16 protein-coding genes are annotated in these 16,732 nt (G+C 39.9%); 8 read left to right on the top strand and 8 right to left on the bottom strand.

The features are described from left to right. The 4 genes from V7L31_RS25745 to V7L31_RS25730 all read right to left on the bottom strand — a co-directional run. Positions 1-3,170: tetratricopeptide repeat protein (locus tag V7L31_RS25745; RefSeq protein WP_334698896.1), on the bottom strand; the 3,170-nt coding region annotated here is incomplete at its 3' end. 58 nt (positions 3,171-3,228) lie between these two features. Beyond that, positions 3,229-4,248, bottom strand: coding sequence for an aldo/keto reductase (locus tag V7L31_RS25740; RefSeq protein WP_334698895.1), 1,020 nt, complete (start codon positions 4,246-4,248; stop codon positions 3,229-3,231). 195 nt (positions 4,249-4,443) lie between these two features. Then, positions 4,444-4,779 carry a cytochrome c6 PetJ gene (petJ, locus tag V7L31_RS25735; protein ID WP_334698894.1) on the bottom strand — a complete coding sequence of 112 codons (336 nt, stop codon included), beginning with the start codon at positions 4,777-4,779 and terminating at the stop codon, positions 4,444-4,446. A 55-nt stretch (positions 4,780-4,834) separates the two neighbouring features. Further along, a complete protein-coding gene (locus tag V7L31_RS25730) occupies positions 4,835-5,059 on the bottom strand; it encodes a hypothetical protein (protein WP_334698893.1) in 225 nt (74 codons plus the stop codon). A 191-nt stretch (positions 5,060-5,250) separates the two neighbouring features. Between V7L31_RS25730 and V7L31_RS25725 the strand changes: the two genes are divergently transcribed. Further along, positions 5,251-6,051, top strand: coding sequence for a histidine kinase (locus V7L31_RS25725; RefSeq protein WP_334698892.1), 801 nt, complete (start codon positions 5,251-5,253; stop codon positions 6,049-6,051). 336 nt (positions 6,052-6,387) lie between these two features. On the opposite strand, the gene V7L31_RS25720 is transcribed toward V7L31_RS25725, so the two are convergent. Both V7L31_RS25720 and V7L31_RS25715 read right to left on the bottom strand, forming a co-directional pair. After that, positions 6,388-6,579, bottom strand: a complete 192-nt coding sequence (locus tag V7L31_RS25720) for a YqaE/Pmp3 family membrane protein (RefSeq protein WP_334698891.1) — start codon at positions 6,577-6,579, stop codon at positions 6,388-6,390. A gap of 126 nt (positions 6,580-6,705) precedes the next feature. After that, positions 6,706-7,104, bottom strand: coding sequence for a phage holin family protein (locus tag V7L31_RS25715; RefSeq protein WP_334698890.1), 399 nt, complete (start codon positions 7,102-7,104; stop codon positions 6,706-6,708). A 215-nt stretch (positions 7,105-7,319) separates the two neighbouring features. Between V7L31_RS25715 and V7L31_RS25710 the strand changes: the two genes are divergently transcribed. After that, complete coding sequence (locus V7L31_RS25710; RefSeq protein WP_334698889.1) at positions 7,320-8,309, top strand: hypothetical protein; 990 nt, start codon at positions 7,320-7,322, stop codon at positions 8,307-8,309. A 59-nt stretch (positions 8,310-8,368) separates the two neighbouring features. Here the strand turns inward: V7L31_RS25710 and V7L31_RS25705 are convergent, their stop codons facing one another. Continuing rightward, on the bottom strand, positions 8,369-8,710 hold the full coding sequence (locus V7L31_RS25705) for a 2Fe-2S iron-sulfur cluster-binding protein (RefSeq protein WP_334698888.1): 342 nt from the start codon (positions 8,708-8,710) through the stop codon (positions 8,369-8,371). A 13-nt stretch (positions 8,711-8,723) separates the two neighbouring features. Then, positions 8,724-10,883 (bottom strand): Tex family protein, encoded by a 2,160-nt coding sequence (locus V7L31_RS25700; RefSeq protein WP_334698887.1) that lies wholly within the window; start codon positions 10,881-10,883, stop codon positions 8,724-8,726. A gap of 639 nt (positions 10,884-11,522) precedes the next feature. On the opposite strand from V7L31_RS25700, the gene V7L31_RS25695 reads away from it, so the two are divergent. The 6 genes from V7L31_RS25695 (at position 11,523) to V7L31_RS25670 (ending at position 16,528) form a co-directional block, all read left to right on the top strand. Then, positions 11,523-11,741 carry a hypothetical protein gene (locus tag V7L31_RS25695; RefSeq protein ID WP_179067865.1) on the top strand — a complete coding sequence of 73 codons (219 nt, stop codon included), beginning with the start codon at positions 11,523-11,525 and terminating at the stop codon, positions 11,739-11,741. Positions 11,742-12,862: 1,121 nt separating this feature from the next. Further along, the gene (locus V7L31_RS25690; protein ID WP_334698886.1) at positions 12,863-13,261 is read left to right on the top strand and encodes a hypothetical protein; all 399 of its coding nucleotides are present in this window, start codon (positions 12,863-12,865) and stop codon (positions 13,259-13,261) included. A 225-nt stretch (positions 13,262-13,486) separates the two neighbouring features. Beyond that, positions 13,487-13,870 carry a small multidrug resistance protein gene (locus V7L31_RS25685; RefSeq protein WP_334698885.1) on the top strand — a complete coding sequence of 128 codons (384 nt, stop codon included), beginning with the start codon at positions 13,487-13,489 and terminating at the stop codon, positions 13,868-13,870. A 35-nt stretch (positions 13,871-13,905) separates the two neighbouring features. Then, positions 13,906-14,262, top strand: coding sequence for an EamA family transporter (locus V7L31_RS25680; protein WP_334698884.1), 357 nt, complete (start codon positions 13,906-13,908; stop codon positions 14,260-14,262). A 91-nt stretch (positions 14,263-14,353) separates the two neighbouring features. Then, positions 14,354-15,658, top strand: a complete 1,305-nt coding sequence (locus V7L31_RS25675; protein ID WP_334698883.1) for an NAD(P)/FAD-dependent oxidoreductase — start codon at positions 14,354-14,356, stop codon at positions 15,656-15,658. Between the two features lie 45 nt (positions 15,659-15,703). Continuing rightward, complete coding sequence (locus tag V7L31_RS25670; protein ID WP_334698882.1) at positions 15,704-16,528, top strand: glycosyltransferase family 2 protein; 825 nt, start codon at positions 15,704-15,706, stop codon at positions 16,526-16,528. The last annotated feature ends 204 nt before the right edge of the window (positions 16,529-16,732 follow it).

Genomic DNA, 16,732 nt, shown 5'->3' with positions numbered 1-16,732 from the left:
ATGTTGTTGAGAGTAGTGGCTTTACCTTTGACATCGCCAATCTGCTCCTTTATTTCCAAGGATTGCTCCCAGAGTGCGATCGCTCTCGGTATGTCTCCTTGTTGGGCAAATACCAGTGCCATGTTGTTGAGGGTAGTGGCTTTACTTTTGACATCGCCAATCTGCTGTTGTATTTCCAAGGATTGCTCCCAGAGTGCGATCGCTCTGGGGATGTCCCCTTGTTGGGCGATTACCAGTCCCATGTTGTTGAGAGTAGTGGCTTTACCTTTGACATCGCCAATCTGCTTAGTTATTTCCAAAGATTGCTCCCAGAGTGCGATCGCTCTCGGTATGTCCCCTTGGTCGGCGATTACCTGTGCCATGTTGTTGAGAGTAGTGGCTTTACCTTTGACATCGCCAATCTGCTTAGTTATTTCCAAGGATTGCTCCCAGAGTGCGATCGCTCTGGGGATGTCCCCTTGGTCGGCGATTACCAGTGCCATGTTGTTGAGGGTATTGGCTTTTTTTTGCAATTTCTCTTCAGGGCAAAGGTCTAAAGCTTGCTGATAATGGGTAACAGCTTCTTGTACAAAACCCAAAACTTTTTCGGCACGGGCAATGGTTCCCAAGATACGGTAGTCTGGAAAAACTGCCAGAACTTGCTCACATAAATCAAAAGCTTCCACAAAGCGGGAATCGTTCACCCAACGGCTTGCAATTCTATCCCCAACGCTAACAGCAATCTCCTGCTCTTTCGCCAGTAATCCCAACCGCACAATTTCCAGTACTTCTGCTTCCGTGGCGTTGTCATTCTCCTCCCACCAAACTTGATGGATTTTCCTCACCGCTTGCTGTCGCGCTGCTTGCCATTTTTCCTCACTCAACACTGCTTCTAACAACGATTCTAAAATTGTCGTCACCCGATAATTAGCTGACTGGTTGGCGTGAGTCGTGGCAGACTCAACTAGACTCAGGCTGACAAGCTTGCCCACAACCGCCAGGAAATCAATTTCCTGGCTCATAGCCGAAGTCCGCTCAAGTGGACTAGAAATTCCCTCCCCTAAATCCTCAGTCCTCTGAAGAGGACTTTCGCTATTAGTCGGAGACTTCGATTCCCCGACGGGAGAAATTGCCCTGACAATCTCCTCTGTCACCGGCAAATGAAACACACTCAACCGTGCGAGAAACTTTTGTTCTTCCGGTTCCAAAGCAGCCAGCAGAATTTGTGCCAAGATATCTTCGCGGAATTTCTGCTCAGTCGCCTCTAGCCGATTCAGTAATTCATCCGCCGCTATTCCTGGTTGCTGAATCACCTCTAACAACCACTTCAGCAACCGGGGATTACCATCAGCAATGTGAATAATCCTCTGAGTTCTTAGCTGCTGCTTAACTTTTGTATCTAAAGAAAAGCAGATTTTATCAATATCACTGCTGCTCATCCCTGCCAAAGATTCCAAGTGCAGGCGATGATTTTCTGGTAAGGTGTCTGCTTTCAAATAGCGACAGGTGACAATCAGCCGACTTTCTGCGCCGGTTTCTGCCAATGCTGCACAAATCGCCCCTAAAATTTTGTAAGCATCTGTCGTCATCCGCAGTGAGCCATCTTTAATGTTAGGTTTGGGGATGTTTTGCTCAAAATCATCCAGTACTAACAGCAAGGGTTGGTCAATTTTTTCTATTGCTTCAAAAAAGTTTTGCAACCGCCCTTCTAGAGACACCTTTGGTTCATTCAAAAGTGCTGGCACATCTGCAAATCGCTGATATTTATGAGAAAGTTTATTGAGCAAACCTGGCTCATCCAGAGGGCCAATCAACACGACTCGCGCAAAGTTAGGACGCTGCGCCTGCACCCGCGTACATAACCGCGCCGCCAGGGTACTCTTGCCTAGTCCGCCCATTCCGGCAATAAACACGCCGACTATTTGGTTGTTGGTTTCCCGTAAAGCCTTGAGACACCGTTGCAAAGGTCGTCTGCGTCCGACAAATTCAAACCGACTGGCAACTTTAATTTGATTATTCTCATCGAGAAATTCTTGCTCTGGCGTTGCGAACTTCAGCTTTTCCCGATTTCTTGTGATTAGTGGTGTCACCAGTTGGTTAATGGGGCGCGTATCTCGATACATCCGCAACAGATGCCAGTCGGTGCATATTTCCTCAATCATCTTCTGTTGCGCTGCTTTAACAGCCTGTTCAACAGTTGCCCCCGTCGCCAAAGCTAGATAAAGTGCCTGTGCTGCTACAATACCCGTGCGGTCATACACCGGACGCGCCCAGCCTAAAACTATACCCGCCCCCGCTTTCACCAATGCCTGCGCCATCGAGGGTACTGTCCCCTTGTTAGAAACCTGTCCTGTATGACAACCAGAGAGAAAAGTTACACGTGGCCAGCGGCCGCGAAAGGCTTCAGCTAAATTCTTGACGGTAGTCAGTTGGATATTCCCCACTTCATCTTCAGTGATGAAGCAAGGTGTATTGTCTCGTAATGCTGTACCTTTTGGCAGCAAATAGCCGTAATCTTTGTGGGTGTAAATTATCCCGTGTCCTGTGAGGTGAAAGACATCAAAATAGTCTTCTGAGTAGGATTGCACCAAATTGCTTAACTCTGCAACCGAGCCACTTTCTTCAACAATCAACGCCAAGGGCTGATTTTCAGTTGCTTGCAAAATGTTCGCTTCTTCCCGCTCAAAATCCAGAATTGGTTTTATCCCTTCAGGAGAAGTCGCCATGAACAGCAACCGCAAGGGGCGATTTTGCACGCTAATTAATGGGGTTTGACGCTGCTGCACAGAACGCACTGGTAGGACAGAAATATTTTGACGTTGCAGTAAGAATCCTGCACCATCATGTAGCAATTCCCAGGGTAAATGTGCCAATCCCAGCGCTACCCTTTCTGTTTCTGGGTTCAACCCCTGCGCTTCGCTGGTTTTAATCAAATCTAGAAGAATCGTTTGCTCATCGGCTTCATCCAGCGCCTTTCTCAGCCATCCTTCTTTACCATCCAGCCATTGATAAAGTTGCCGTCCCAACTGGGTGAGATAGGGTAGGCGATCTTCATCTTGAGCATAATAATTTTGCTCACACAAATCAATGAGTGCTGCCAACTCAGTTTTATCCAGGCGACGTGAGCCATAATCACAGCGCAGTTCAAAAGTTTGCTGTTGACTGAGGGCGAAGGTGAAGTTTAGGGGCATGGCTGACAGCAGTGATTTGCACAGTAACCTTCACCGTATTATCACCCAATTCCTGAGATTATCGCCGATATTCGTCGCCGCAATCGCCGATAAGCTGGTACAAATCGCGTGATTGGCGAGATACTGCACTGATGCGATCGCGATCGTCTGCATCTAAACTAAAACTAAATACTTTGGCGTTATCTTCTATATGTTCAGATACCCCAAGTCTGGCACCAACTATCACACCTGCCACAGTTGGCCGATCTAAAATGTAACGCACTGCCACGTTAGAAATGCTTACCCCATGCTTATTAGCAATTTCCTTTAAGATAGCTAGCAACTCTTGAAATAAGCGCCAACCACCCCAAGCATCGATCATATTTTTATATTTTTTCAAACTCGCAGTGGAGAGATCAAATCCTCGCGGTTCCGGTTTCCCCAAATAGTTTTCTGATAACAAACCGCCGCATAGTGTCCCGTAAGTAAAAAGCTTGATGTCATGCTGTTGACAAAACTCCACCATATTAACTTCAGGGCGGCGGTCAATCAGCGAAAATTGCACTTGATTAGAAACTATTTTGATACCTGCTTCGGTAATAATCTTTAAGTTTTCTGTGTCAAAATTAGTTAAACCTAGATGCTTAATTTTACCCTCAGTCTGAAGTTCTGCCATATATTTGAGGGCATCCAGATAATTTTTATCCTGATATTCCCACCAATGAAACTGCATCAAATCCAACGATTGCACATTCATCCTTCTCAGGGAAATATCAATATTTTCTTCGACGAGTTTTTTCGTCATTTTACCTGGACGAGGTACCCATTTTGTAAAGGCTTGTATCTGAGATAAAGCATCTTTTCCACGAGTATCAATTAGTTGACAGCGAAACTCACCAATAAAATCTTCTGCGGGCCCATAATGATCTGCTAAATCCCAAGTAGTAAAGCCTGCATCTAAATATTGAAACATAGTCTCAATGGCAGCTTGGGGATTAATCTTTCCGTGTGCGCCAGATACTTGCCACATACCATTTAAAATGCGGCAGATGTTTAAATCGGGAGTGAATTGGAGACGGCTAGCTGCGGGTAAATTCATTTTCAAGTTTAGGAATGAGGAGTTGGGAGTGAGAAGTTGGGAGTTAGGAGTGAGAAGAATGAAGAATTTGGGAGTTCGTAAGCATCTTATTACAACATCCTTCGCTTTTATACCTTCTAAGAACCATTTATAACAGCGATAATCAATAACTCTTAAATCTTAACTCTTAACTCCTAACTTTGAACTCCTAACTTTCTAACGCCAGCCTTTTTCAGCTTGTTCGAGAACGTAAGCAGCAACGTCTTGAATTTGCTGTTCAGTGAGACGCTCTTTGTAGGCTGACATATTATTTTTACCATTGGTAACTATAGATGTAACTGCCTCGATTGAATCCATACCATATTTTTTCAGGGCTTGCTTTTTGAGATTTTTACCCCGCCTAACTATGTTGCTACCGTTGATATGACAACCAGCACAATGAACACTAAAGATTTGTTCACCGTTAACTGTGTTTGCGGCGTTAGCAGGCAAAGTAAAAGTACTGATTAATAACAAAAAGGTTACTAATACTAATTTAAGTAATTTTTTCAATTAACTTCTCCAGATTTGGACATACTAGTTACAGGCATAAGTGTCAGAAGCAATCCTAGAGAGATTCAAAGTCAGTTGTAAATCCAGCAAAAATTGCACAATCTTCTTGAAAAGACTCTGCATCACTAACATCTTCAATTTTATAAGACATGATGCGCGTCCCATCTGGCATTTTTTTGGAACCAATCAATTCACCTTGATATTTCTCTGCGATCGCTTTAAAATCAACACCATAGACTTTCCAGGCATCGCCCGAACAAGTAATATTTACTCGCCACATATTTCACTCCTAATTACTACCACTAAATATTTATCATCTCACAAATGGGCAACATACTACACGTCACCTCTTGGAGACTGGAGTTTTCTATCTAAAGGAAGTACCTAGCTCTATCAGACTACGCCATAATGTGGGTGTAGGAACATGTCTAGAAATTTTTATCCCAATTAGTTAAATTCTCCGAGTTGAAAATGCCTAACAATATCAAACAACAAATTCAAGCCGACTTGCAACAAGCAAAAGAAACTGGACAATTAAGAACTGAGCGGATTCGAGAAATTGTCAAATCCGCAGTTTCTCAAGTAGCTTCTGAGTTTAAACAAGGTTCTAGTGAAGTTCGTAGCATTGTCAGAGATGCTGTTTCTGCTGTCATTGAAAACTTCCAAGAAAAAGGTGGCGAACTCAAAGATGAAGTGACAGCTTCCATTGAAGGAGCGCTGGAAGGAATTAATAGTCAAAGACACGAAGCTATTGCTAAAACTCAGATAGATATCAAGCGCCTACAGGCTCAACTAGATGGTGAAGAAGAACAACTCCAGCAAGAAGTTGATGTAATTTTGGCAGAGATTGAAGAGACAGGTAAGGAAAAATCTGATAGTACCAAAACTGCCATTGATTCTGCTGTCAATGCCATTAAAGATAGTGAAGAGGTTGCACTGTTAAAGAAACGTTACGCGCAACTGCAATCGCAGCTAGCCATTGTCCGAGCCAACTTAGCTGCACGCTATGGCGGACGTAATCTGGAGGTTCAAGATTATCTAGACGAGGCTAAACACTGGTATGATAAAGCTCGTCCCCAAGCGGAGTCTGTAGTCGTACAGGTAGAACAGAAGCGATCGCAGCTAGAAGATAAACTGGGTGAAGCTGGCACATCTCTCGCCAGAAAAGAACGCCAAATCAAACAAACGTTGCGAGAGTTACTCTTAACCGCAGCTGACTTATTCAAAGATAAGGAACCTGCTGATAAAGAACGGGAGACTATTCATAAATAGACTGCTTTAATGTTTAATTGAATTAAAAAATAGGGTGGGAGATTTCTCACCCTATTTTGTTAAATAATAAAAACTGCAATAATATTAACGTGAATTCGATTGCTCATATAATATCTACCCAATTTGCTCAATCAAAAAACCTCTCCCTGGTTTTACTACGCAAAACCGTCCCTCTCCGAGTCGGAGAGGGACAGACTTGAACTAAAGTTCAAGGCAGAGAGAGGTTCGTCGAACTCACGTTAATATTGATTCCCGACTTCTTGAAGAAATCGGGAATCTGGTTAGAAAATGGGTAATTATGGTTTAATTACCGATTAATAAACTTCTGATTGCGTATTAGTAAATACGTCCTTCTTGGTTAACTTGTTCGTCATGCTTGGCTATAACCCAAATTGCATGAATACTACCAGGAAGCCAACCTAGAACTGTGAGCAAAATGTTAATAATCAACGTTGGGCCAACTCCAACTGTCAAGAAAACGCCTAAAGGAGGAACTAATAGACCTAGAAGAAAACGAACTAATTTCATGATTTTACAACTTTGTGATTTTGTTTAGTGACATTCATTTGAGGATGCCGAATTAGGAAATCCAGATTCGGAGATTTTATGTAATTAAAGAAACGTGAGCTAACTAGCGTTTCTACTCCTTCTAACTTATCTAGAAGGTAACTCACTTTGATTCTTTACACTACCACTGCTGGCTAAAAGATTTCTTTCAACAAAGTAGTTGTTAATGAAGGTGTTAGCAAAGGTTAAAATTACTGGGCCAAGAAGGAAAGCAATGATTCCGCGAACTGCGAACCCAGGAACTAATACTGCTGCTAACCAGAAACATAAACCGTTGACGATGAGCGAGAATGCTCCAAATGAGAGAAAATTAAGTGGTAGGGAAAGAGCAGACAGGATTGGTTTAACTGAACCGTTAATTAGACCAATTACTAAAGCGGCAATCAACGCTGCGGGAAAATTAGCAATGTTAACGCCTGGAACAACTAAATCAACAATCAACAGGCTCAAGGCTGTAGCTAGGGCGGTTAAAAATGGAGTCAACATCGTTTCTACCTAATAGAGATTTTTTTGCAACTTCTTATATCATCTTTAACTATCTGCTAGGTTTTTACCTCTCTTGCAAGATAGAATTTCTTTCTACCATTAGGTCTATCATTCATTGATCGAGCGCTTCTCTGTTGAGTCTAATACAGACCTAACAAGAACAGCCCTTCCCTACAAGGAAAGGCTACGGTGTACACACATCTAGGTTTTGGTTCATGAAACGGTTGCTTGCTTTTATTACAATTGCTTTCCTCTGCTTTGATTTCGCTCATCTTGTCAAGGCATCTGGGTCAATCTCAACACTTTCAGATCATAGTTGTACTTTAAGGATGTTGAAAAAAGGAGAGGGTTGTTTTCTTTACAAGGTTGAAGCTGGCAATTTCTCTATCCCTGTTTACTACTACCTACCTAATCAATTGCAGGCAAATACGAAAGTGGTATTCGCTATGCATGGCGAACAACGGAATGCTGAAGATTATAGAAATAACTGGAGAAATATTTACAACCACAAGGGCAGCAACAATCCAAATTTTATCCTGCTTGCTCCCCAGTTTAAGCAAAAGCGCTATCCATTAGCTACAGGGTATAATCTTGGCAATATGTTTACAGAAGATTTGAAGATTCTAAATCCTCGAAACCAATGGGCATTTACTCAAATTGAAAATATTTTTGACTTTGTGAAAAGAAGCACCAAAGTTAACGCAACCAATTATTATCTCTATGGTCACTCTGCTGGCGCACAGTTCGTACATCGGATGATCATCTTTATGCCCCATGCACATATTAAAAAGGCGATCGCTGCCGAAGCTGGTTCGTATATAATACCCGATGAGCATAGGGATTATCCTTGCGGGTTCCATAAAAAAACCGGAGAAAAACTGCCATCTGTGGACTTGAAAACGACTTTCAGTACACCAATGACAATCATTTTAGGTACTAAAGATAACAAACCTTTATCGGATGACCATGATACCTATAAGTGCGATGCACAACAAGGTTCTAATCGTTTGGCTCGTGGCGAATATTTCTACACTCAAGTAAAAAGTATTGCGAATAAGAAGAAAGAAGATTTTCAATGGACTCTCAAAAAAATTACTGCTGCTCACATTGTTGCAAAAACGAATCCCCCCATTGAAGATCCGATGTTAGTGTCTTGTGCTGCAAAGGAGTTTTTTCCAGAATTAACGGGGGTTAACTGCCAATAGGGTAGTATTCTAAAATGTTCTGAAGTGTTGGGACAGATAAAGGATTGACAAGACAAAAATTAATCAGATTTTCCCGACTCAGGCTTATAGTAAAGGGCTGATTTATATAAGACTTGTTCTTGATGGGTTTCTAAAGTGCAATCAGACAAAGGGTAAGTTACACAAGTAACAACATAACCAGCCTCTATTTCACTTGCACGCAGAAATTTTTGCTCGCTTTGGTTAACTTCACCACTAATAAGTTTAGCAATACACGCAGAACATTCGCCTTGTTTGCACCCAGATGGTAGACGGATATGAGCATCTTCTGCCATATCCAGAATATACTGATCGTCTGGTACTAGAATGGTGCGATCTAATCCAAGTGCAGGATTGATGAATCGAACTTGATAAACTGCCATCTGCTATTTCTAATTATTGTTTAACTGCTTTCATCGACAAACTAATCCGCTTGAGTTTCTCGTTGATTTCTAACACCTGCACTTTAACTACTTGTCCCACTTTGACAATTTTGTTGGGATCGTCTACAAATCTATCAGCAAGTTGAGATATATGCACTAAGCCATCTTGATGTACACCGATATCGACGAAAGCACCGAAGTTGGCGACGTTAGTCACAATTCCCTCTAATTCCATTCCCACTTTTAAATCCCTGATTTCTTTAATTCCTTCTCTGAAGGTGGCATACTTAAACTCAGCACGAGGATCTCTACCTGGTTTTTCTAGTTCGCTGAGAATGTCGCTTAGTGTGGGTTCGCCAACAGTATCAGTAACGTATTTCTTCAGGTTGGTCTTTTTGAGTTTTTCGGCAATTTGTGTCACCTGATTTAATGGCACATTTAGATCGGATGCGATCGCTTCTACTACAGAATAACTCTCTGGATGCACTGCTGTATTATCTAATGGGTTATCACCACCGCGAATCCGCAGAAAACCGGCTGCTTGTTCAAAAGCTTTCGGCCCCAACTTCGGAACTTTCAACAGTTGTCGGCGATTTTTAAAGGCTCCATGCTGGTTGCGATAGGCGACAATATTATTGGCAACACTTGCCGTAATCCCAGAGACGGAAGTTAGCAGTTCTTTGGAGGCGGTGTTTAAGTCTACGCCGACGTAGTTCACGCAGCTTTCTACGGTGTCATCTAATTTCTTTTTTAACAACTTCTGATCGACATCATGCTGATATTGTCCCACACCAATAGATTTGGGATCGATTTTCACCAGTTCTGCCAAAGGGTCTTGTAAACGGCGACCGATACTAATTGCACCGCGCACAGTAATATCTAAATCGGGAAACTCTTCTAAGGCTACAGTACTGGCAGAATATATAGATGCACCAGATTCATTCACCATTACCTTAACTGGTTTGCGTTCTATGGTTTCTAAAACTTGCGTGACAAATTCCTCTGTCTCGCGCGAAGCTGTACCGTTACCAATAGCAATTAACTCAATTTTGTACTTTTCAATGAGATTTTTGACAGTTTGTGCAGCTTTGAGTCGCTGTTCGGCTGCTTGGTGGGGAAATACCGCTTGATATTCCAAAAATTTTCCCGTTTGGTCGAGGACTGCAACTTTGCATCCAGTTCTAAATCCAGGGTCTATCGCCAGTGTTGGTTTCATCCCGGCTGGTGCAGACAGCAACAACTCCCGCAGATTAGTTTCAAATGTCTTGATTGATTCTATGTCTGCGTAAATTTTCTTCTCAGAAATGACTTCTCCCATCAAAGATATTTTCATCAAACGGTTAAATGCATCCTTCAGCATCGCCTGATAAAAATCCCGAATTGTCCGAACTTTGGTTTTAATTTCTTGCGACTCAAGATAGTAAAGTAGCGTATCTTCATCAAAAGCAATTTCAAAACTTAATATTTTTTCAGTTTCACCCCGACACAACGCCAGCATATTGTGGGGGGCAATATTTTTTACCTTAATTTGATAGTTACGATACATCTCAAATTTGGTCGTACCTTCAGGATAATCATCTTTGATGCGGGAGACAAATACACCTTCTTCTAAAAGGTAATCGCGGATATATGCGCGTAACTCAGCTTTTTCGGCGACTTCTTCCGCTAAAATGTCGGCAGCACCTTTGAGTGCTTCTTCTGCTGTTTTGACTCCCTTGGTTTCCGAAATATACTTAGTCGCTGCTTCTTCCAGGGAAGCTGTTGTAGCATTTTTTATATTTAAAGATTTGATGAACTCAGCCAGTGGTTCGAGTCCTTTTTCTCTGGCGATGGTGGCGCGGGTACGTCGTTTTGGCCGATAGGGTAAGTATAAATCCTCAAGTTCAGTTTTTTGTAAACAGGATGAGATTTTGGCTTTGAGTTCATCCGTAAGTTTACCTTGTTGAGCGATCGCACTTAAAATTACCGATTTTCGTTCCTCCAGTTCTGTTAAGTAAGTATAGCGATCGGACAGTTCACGTAGTTGCACTTCATTCATCTCATCAGTGCGCTCTTTACGGTAACGTGCAATAAAGGGAATTGTTGCACCCTCCGCCAAAAGTTCCAGCGCGTTTTGCACCTGATGGGATTTGAGGTTTATTTCAGTTGCCAGTAGTTGAGGAATATTCAGCATTAGGTGTCTAAAATGAAAAAATGAAAATGTGACTTCTAAAGGTAATATGCTAGATTCTTAATTTTGGCGCAAGGCCAAAGTTTTACGCCAATTTACCTGATGATTGCTCACAAGAGTGTAATTGGCGAAATAGACAAAACCCACCCACGCAAGTTTTAAACCCTTTCAATCCGCGTAGATGAAGGAGAGTTTGTATAGCATAGCGCAGCTATCGGAATCCGGTTTGATTTTTGAAAAACCTCAGTACACATCTATTTCCTTCTTTCCCTCTTCCCTGTCTATACAAGTATCTTCAGTAATCGAGTAGGATTGCTATATGCTAAGTTAGAGAGCAGTAGAACGAGTATCACAAAAAGGATTCTATACACAAAAACAAGCTACGTGTAGCATCTTGTAACCTACTTTGAAAGCAAGCTTGGCGCACCATCAACTATATAAAAACAAGCTTTTGGATGCTTCATCTGTCGCCAGAATTATTCCTCTTGGTGTAATATATAACGTTACATAATTTTGATTTTCTATAATATTTATTTCGATCGGTTGTTGTGGCTGAAACCTGATTGGATGTAGAATTGACCAGAATTACAAAAACAATTTCGTTTTCTAAGCACAACAACTTTTAGTCCAGAGGTTAGTAGAATGCCTTTGTTTTTCTTGATACCACTGTGTACTGCTTTAGCTACTGGCTACTTGTTTAAAAAGAGTAATGATGAAATTGCATATCTTGCAGGTGTATTTGCAGCTATTAGCTTGATTTTAAGTTTGGTATTAGCACCTTGGCAGATTCAGTTTGGATTGTTAATCGTTGTTTTCATAATTAGCAACAGGCTTTTGCAGAAAAATGAGTCTAAACAATAGAAAAACAACCTAAAAAAACTGAATAATCCCAATATCCTAACCATGACTAACTTTTATCTTCTCATTTAGCCTATAAAGGCGATGGTTAGGTATTTCTAAAATTGTTTACCAATAAGACCACGCCAACTTTTAAAAATATACTTACAATACCAGAGGGTATCAAATAATACTTAATGTTCAAATCATTAATGGGGCTTTAGGCTGACTTGGAATCTGAATTAACTGTCAACCTCGTTCGGTGTGAGATATGTGAATTTGGGTATTTGTGTAGATAAATAGAAACCGATTCCGACTCCGAGTTACCATCTATAATATCCAGTACGTATTAGTATATTTTTTTACAAGTAAAAGTATTGTTTGTACTGTTGTTCAAGCTTAAATTCAGCCTTTTATCAAATCTGATACTAAGTCCCTACTTCTGCAAATTTATTACCCAGAAAGTACTTCATAAATGTACAAATCCTCAAAATAAAAATTCACATAAAGGAAAGTTGCGATTTTATGAAGTTTTTGTTTAAGTATATTTTCGGTTAATGAATTTTTGATGAAGTATGACGATAAATTTGCAACACGCTTTTCTCGTGGTATTCTAGTAGGTGATCACATGTAGCAATAAACTTGGAGAGAAAACCCTAGTTAGAATTACGAAGAACAATCAAGCAAACCTAATACTAAATAGTCTAAAAACATTTCAAATCTAATGCAATCAATGTCAACTCCGAGTTGAGCGCCGCATTAGCAGTTAGTGTTTGTAAAAACTATATTTGGGCATTCAGTAAAATTATCTAGTAAGCTGTAAACTGTACTCTAGTAAATTAGTTGATTTATCAATGATTTACGCAGTTAAACAGACTTCTGTTAATAATTGTATTCCCATATCGAAAACTAAGTATGTATACACACTTAGTTTGAGTACGAACAAATTTTTATTATTCGGTTTAGTTCCCAGCCAAGATTTAGAGATATGTTGGTGAGCCTCGATAATTTCTACGGTGTATCAGTATAATCAACTTTTCTGGAACAAATAGATTTATCAATCCAGCTAAGTTTTGATTTATGAGTTGATGGCTTGGGAAGTTCAGTAGTGTCTTCAACAAGATTTCTACAGCAGGATACAACAGATGAAAGTTAATGAATGGATTAATCAAAAATTCTGGCAATCCATTTTTATTCGTTTAGCTGCACCTGTTGCAGATGTGGTTAGAGTCAAAGTTCAGGATAAACGATGTCTACTACAGGCTACACCTAAACGTCCTGCTAAACTTTGTCCAGAAATGTTTTGTGGCAAAGCTTTCAACCTTTATTACATCTGTATCTTTTATAGCCTAGATATTGCGATCGCGCTCAAAGTAGTGTTGAAGGGTAACTGGCTGATACTAAAAACTTCTGCAATTCACAGTTGGGCAAAAACGAAATTGATTGTGCCAATTGCCAAGCAGGAAAAATGGTTAGCCTGGGAATATAACTCGGTAAACCAATTCAGTGCGCTCTACTCCGAATCATATCGAACGCTGCTATAAACTAACCATCGGAGAAATTGCATCGCATCTTATTTAGTTACTAACCCTAGAAAATAAGCTTCAACGATTATTTTGATTATGAGTCAGCCTTACTAACTTTATTGTCTATTGACTGAAGTGGAGGTCGAATTGCAGAGAAGGTGTAACCGAGATCCGAAACATTCAAAACAACGGGCTGTTTACTGTCCGGTTCATACCTGATATCTGAATAGAGGCAAATGTACGATGAAATCTATGTCCCAAACTTCCAACTTTAAAATAATTCCCTATATCATCTTGTTGATCAGTATTTTGTTTAGTATTTCTGGACAATTGCTGATGAAATACACCATGAGTCATGCAAATGAGGGACTATTGACATGGGAATTTATTCAAAAATTAGCACTAGCTGTTAGTGTTTATTGTTTGGGAATAGCAAATTGGATATTGGCTTTGCGCTCTGTAAAATTGAGTATTGCTTATCCATTAACTAGTTTAAATTATGTCGGTATACTTTTTGGCTCCTACTACTTTTTTAATGAGGTGATTACATTGACTCGAATAGCAGGAGTCATAACTATTTTTATGGGTGTACTTTTAGTGGCTATTCCACCGAAAAAGTCTATATAACTTTATAGTAAATTCCACAACTAAAGTATTGACAAATGAACATCACTACTTGGCTACTTTTAATGGTTGTAGTTTTATTTGGAACAATAGCTAACCTGTCACTAAAATATGGACTTTACATTTCTAGCCCTACTAATGGAGAAAGCCCATCTATCCTAAATTTGTTACTTTCTCGTTATTTTTTGATTTGGTTTATCTGCTATACATTTATGACTCTTTTGTGGCTTTATGTATTGCGGACAATTCCTTTGAGTCAAGCATTTCCAGTTCTTGGATTAATGTATGCACTGATCCCAATTGCTTCTCACTATCTTCTCAAAGAGCAAGTTGTATTGAAGCAGTGGATAGGAATTTCCATTATCATCACTGGTGTAATTCTTGTTGTAAACTAATAGCTGTACAGGTAATAACCCAGGTTATTAATATTAAAATAAAATCCTCTAAACATAAATCTCAAAAGCATCTTTACAAAAATCTAAATTTATGAATATAGGTATTGTTGGCGGGGGTATAACTGGGCTGGTATTAGCTCAACGTCTTTCACATCAAGGACATATAGTCACTGTTTTTGATAGTAATAAGCAGCTTGGTGGACTTACTACTTATCATGATTATGGATTGTTTACCTGGGATCGCTTTTATCACGTTATCCTCCCTTCTGATACTCACTTAATAAATTTTATTAGAGATATTGGTCTTGGAGATAAACTGCGTTGGCATCGAAGTTTAACAGGGTTCTATGACAATAAAAAGTTTTATTCTATTAGTAATACTATAGAATTTCTGCGCTTTCCTCTTTTTGGACTTATCGGTAAAATTAGGCTAGCTTTTACTCTTCTGTATGGTTCACGGCTGAATAACTGGCGGCGCTTAGAGAAGATTTTAGTTGAAGATTGGTTACTAAAACTCGGTGGAAGAAACACATACGAGAAGCTCTGGAAACCCTTGCTCTTATCCAAATTAGGAGAGAATTATAAGCGAATATCAGCAGTTTTTATCTGGGCTTATATTAAACGGCTATTTTCAGCGCGTGATTCTTCATTAAATAAAGAACAACTTGGTTATGTTTCAGGAGGTTATAAAACAGTTTTTGACCATATAGAAAAATTAATTTACGCGGCTGGAGGTCATATCCACACAGGTGTTTCAGTAGAATATATTGCACCTCATCAAGGGGGTGGAATGTGGGTAGAATATCAGGGGAAAAAAGAACATTTTGATAAAGTCATTTTTACTGGCCCAGTTAACATTTTGCAACAGGTTACTGCTAATGAACTGGTGAAAGTTTCAGACAGTAGTGAAACAGTAGAATACCTGGGTGTAATTTGTATGGTACTTATTACTCGCAAGGCTTTAATTCCTTATTACGTAGTAAATATAGCCGATAGAAGTATTCCCTTTACCGGAGTTATCGGCATGAGCAACTTAGTTTCTTTACAAGAGACAGCAGGATATCACATGACATTCCTACCCAAATATATACTTTCCACTGACGCCTTGTTAAAACAACCAGATGAGGAATTACGCCAAGTATTTTTCCAGGGAATACGTTTGATGTTCCCAGAACTCAAAGAGGATGACATTGTAGCAGCACACATCAATCGAGCTATTAAAGTGCAGCCACTACAAGTTTTAAATTATTCAAGTCTTGTTCCCAAAGTGAGTACAGAAAACGATGATTTTTTCGTCGTCAATACCTCACAGTTGGTCAATGATAGCGTCAACAATAACGCAGTTGTGCGACAGGTTGATGAATTTCTCAAAAAATCAACATTGCTGAATTCTTGAAATTTGAGTAATGATATTTTATTTTAAAAATCACAGGAGTTATTTATGAGTCTTTTTGTTCTTTTACCTGCATACAACGAGCAAGAATCAATTCGCCCCTTGTTCAAAAAGTTTCAGACATTGCAGCAAATCTCTAAGATGGAGATAAGACTGATTCTAGTTGATGATGGTAGTAGTGATGCAACTGCCCAAACAGCTTTAGAAGAATCTCAATCACTGGGTATATTATTAAAATTAGTCCAACATCCCAAAAATGCTGGTTTAGGTCAAGCAATTAAAACAGGTTTCACGACTTTCTTAGAAATATCTCAAGAAGGCGATTTTTTAGCGGCGATGGATTGCGACAACACTCAGCCACCAGAACTGTTAATAAAGATGTATGACACTATGATAGCTGGGAGCTATGATATTGCGATCGCATCCAGATATCGAAAAGGTTCTAAAGTCATAGGCTTATCAAAATTCCGAGAGTTTATGAGTTATGGAGCCAGCTGGCTTTTTAGAATTGCCGCCCGTGTACGAGGTGTAAGAGACTACACTTGTGGCTATAGACTATATAACCGTAATTTCCTCACTAAACTGGATATGTATTATGGAGACAATCTATTCACTGAAAGTGGATTTGCCTGCATGATAGATTTACTGCTGAAAGCCAAAGTCCTCAAACCAAACATCGTAGAAATTCCAATGGTTTTGAGATACGATCAAAAGCCTAGTGCTAGCAAAATGAAAATTCTTAAAACTATTACTCGAACCCTAAAGCTATTGTTTAAGAATTTAGTATCGACAGCACCAACATCTAATTTAGGTCAGCCTTTCAATGAGCAAGAAACAGCAAGAATTCCCTTGAAAATGGCAAATCGCAAATAAATCTGAGTAGGATAGTCTGGATTAAATTAAGCATTTGCGGTAAACAAGATTACATATTTAAGATGAGTTAGTCGTCCAAAAGCCTCTGTATGCTGTCCATAGGTGGAATTTCTTGCGTTCTACTCCTAACTCATAACTCTCTTCGTTAAGAAGAGTGCCACTTAAATACATAATGTATAGGTGCATCTCATTTTCTGAAGACAT

Origin of the sequence: Nostoc sp. (genome assembly GCF_036916655.1) — a bacterium.
Classification (GTDB): Bacteria; Cyanobacteriota; Cyanobacteriia; order Cyanobacteriales; family Nostocaceae; genus Nostoc.
The sequence above is the reverse complement of the archived record's forward strand: the minus strand, read 5'-3'. Positions and strand labels throughout refer to the sequence as shown.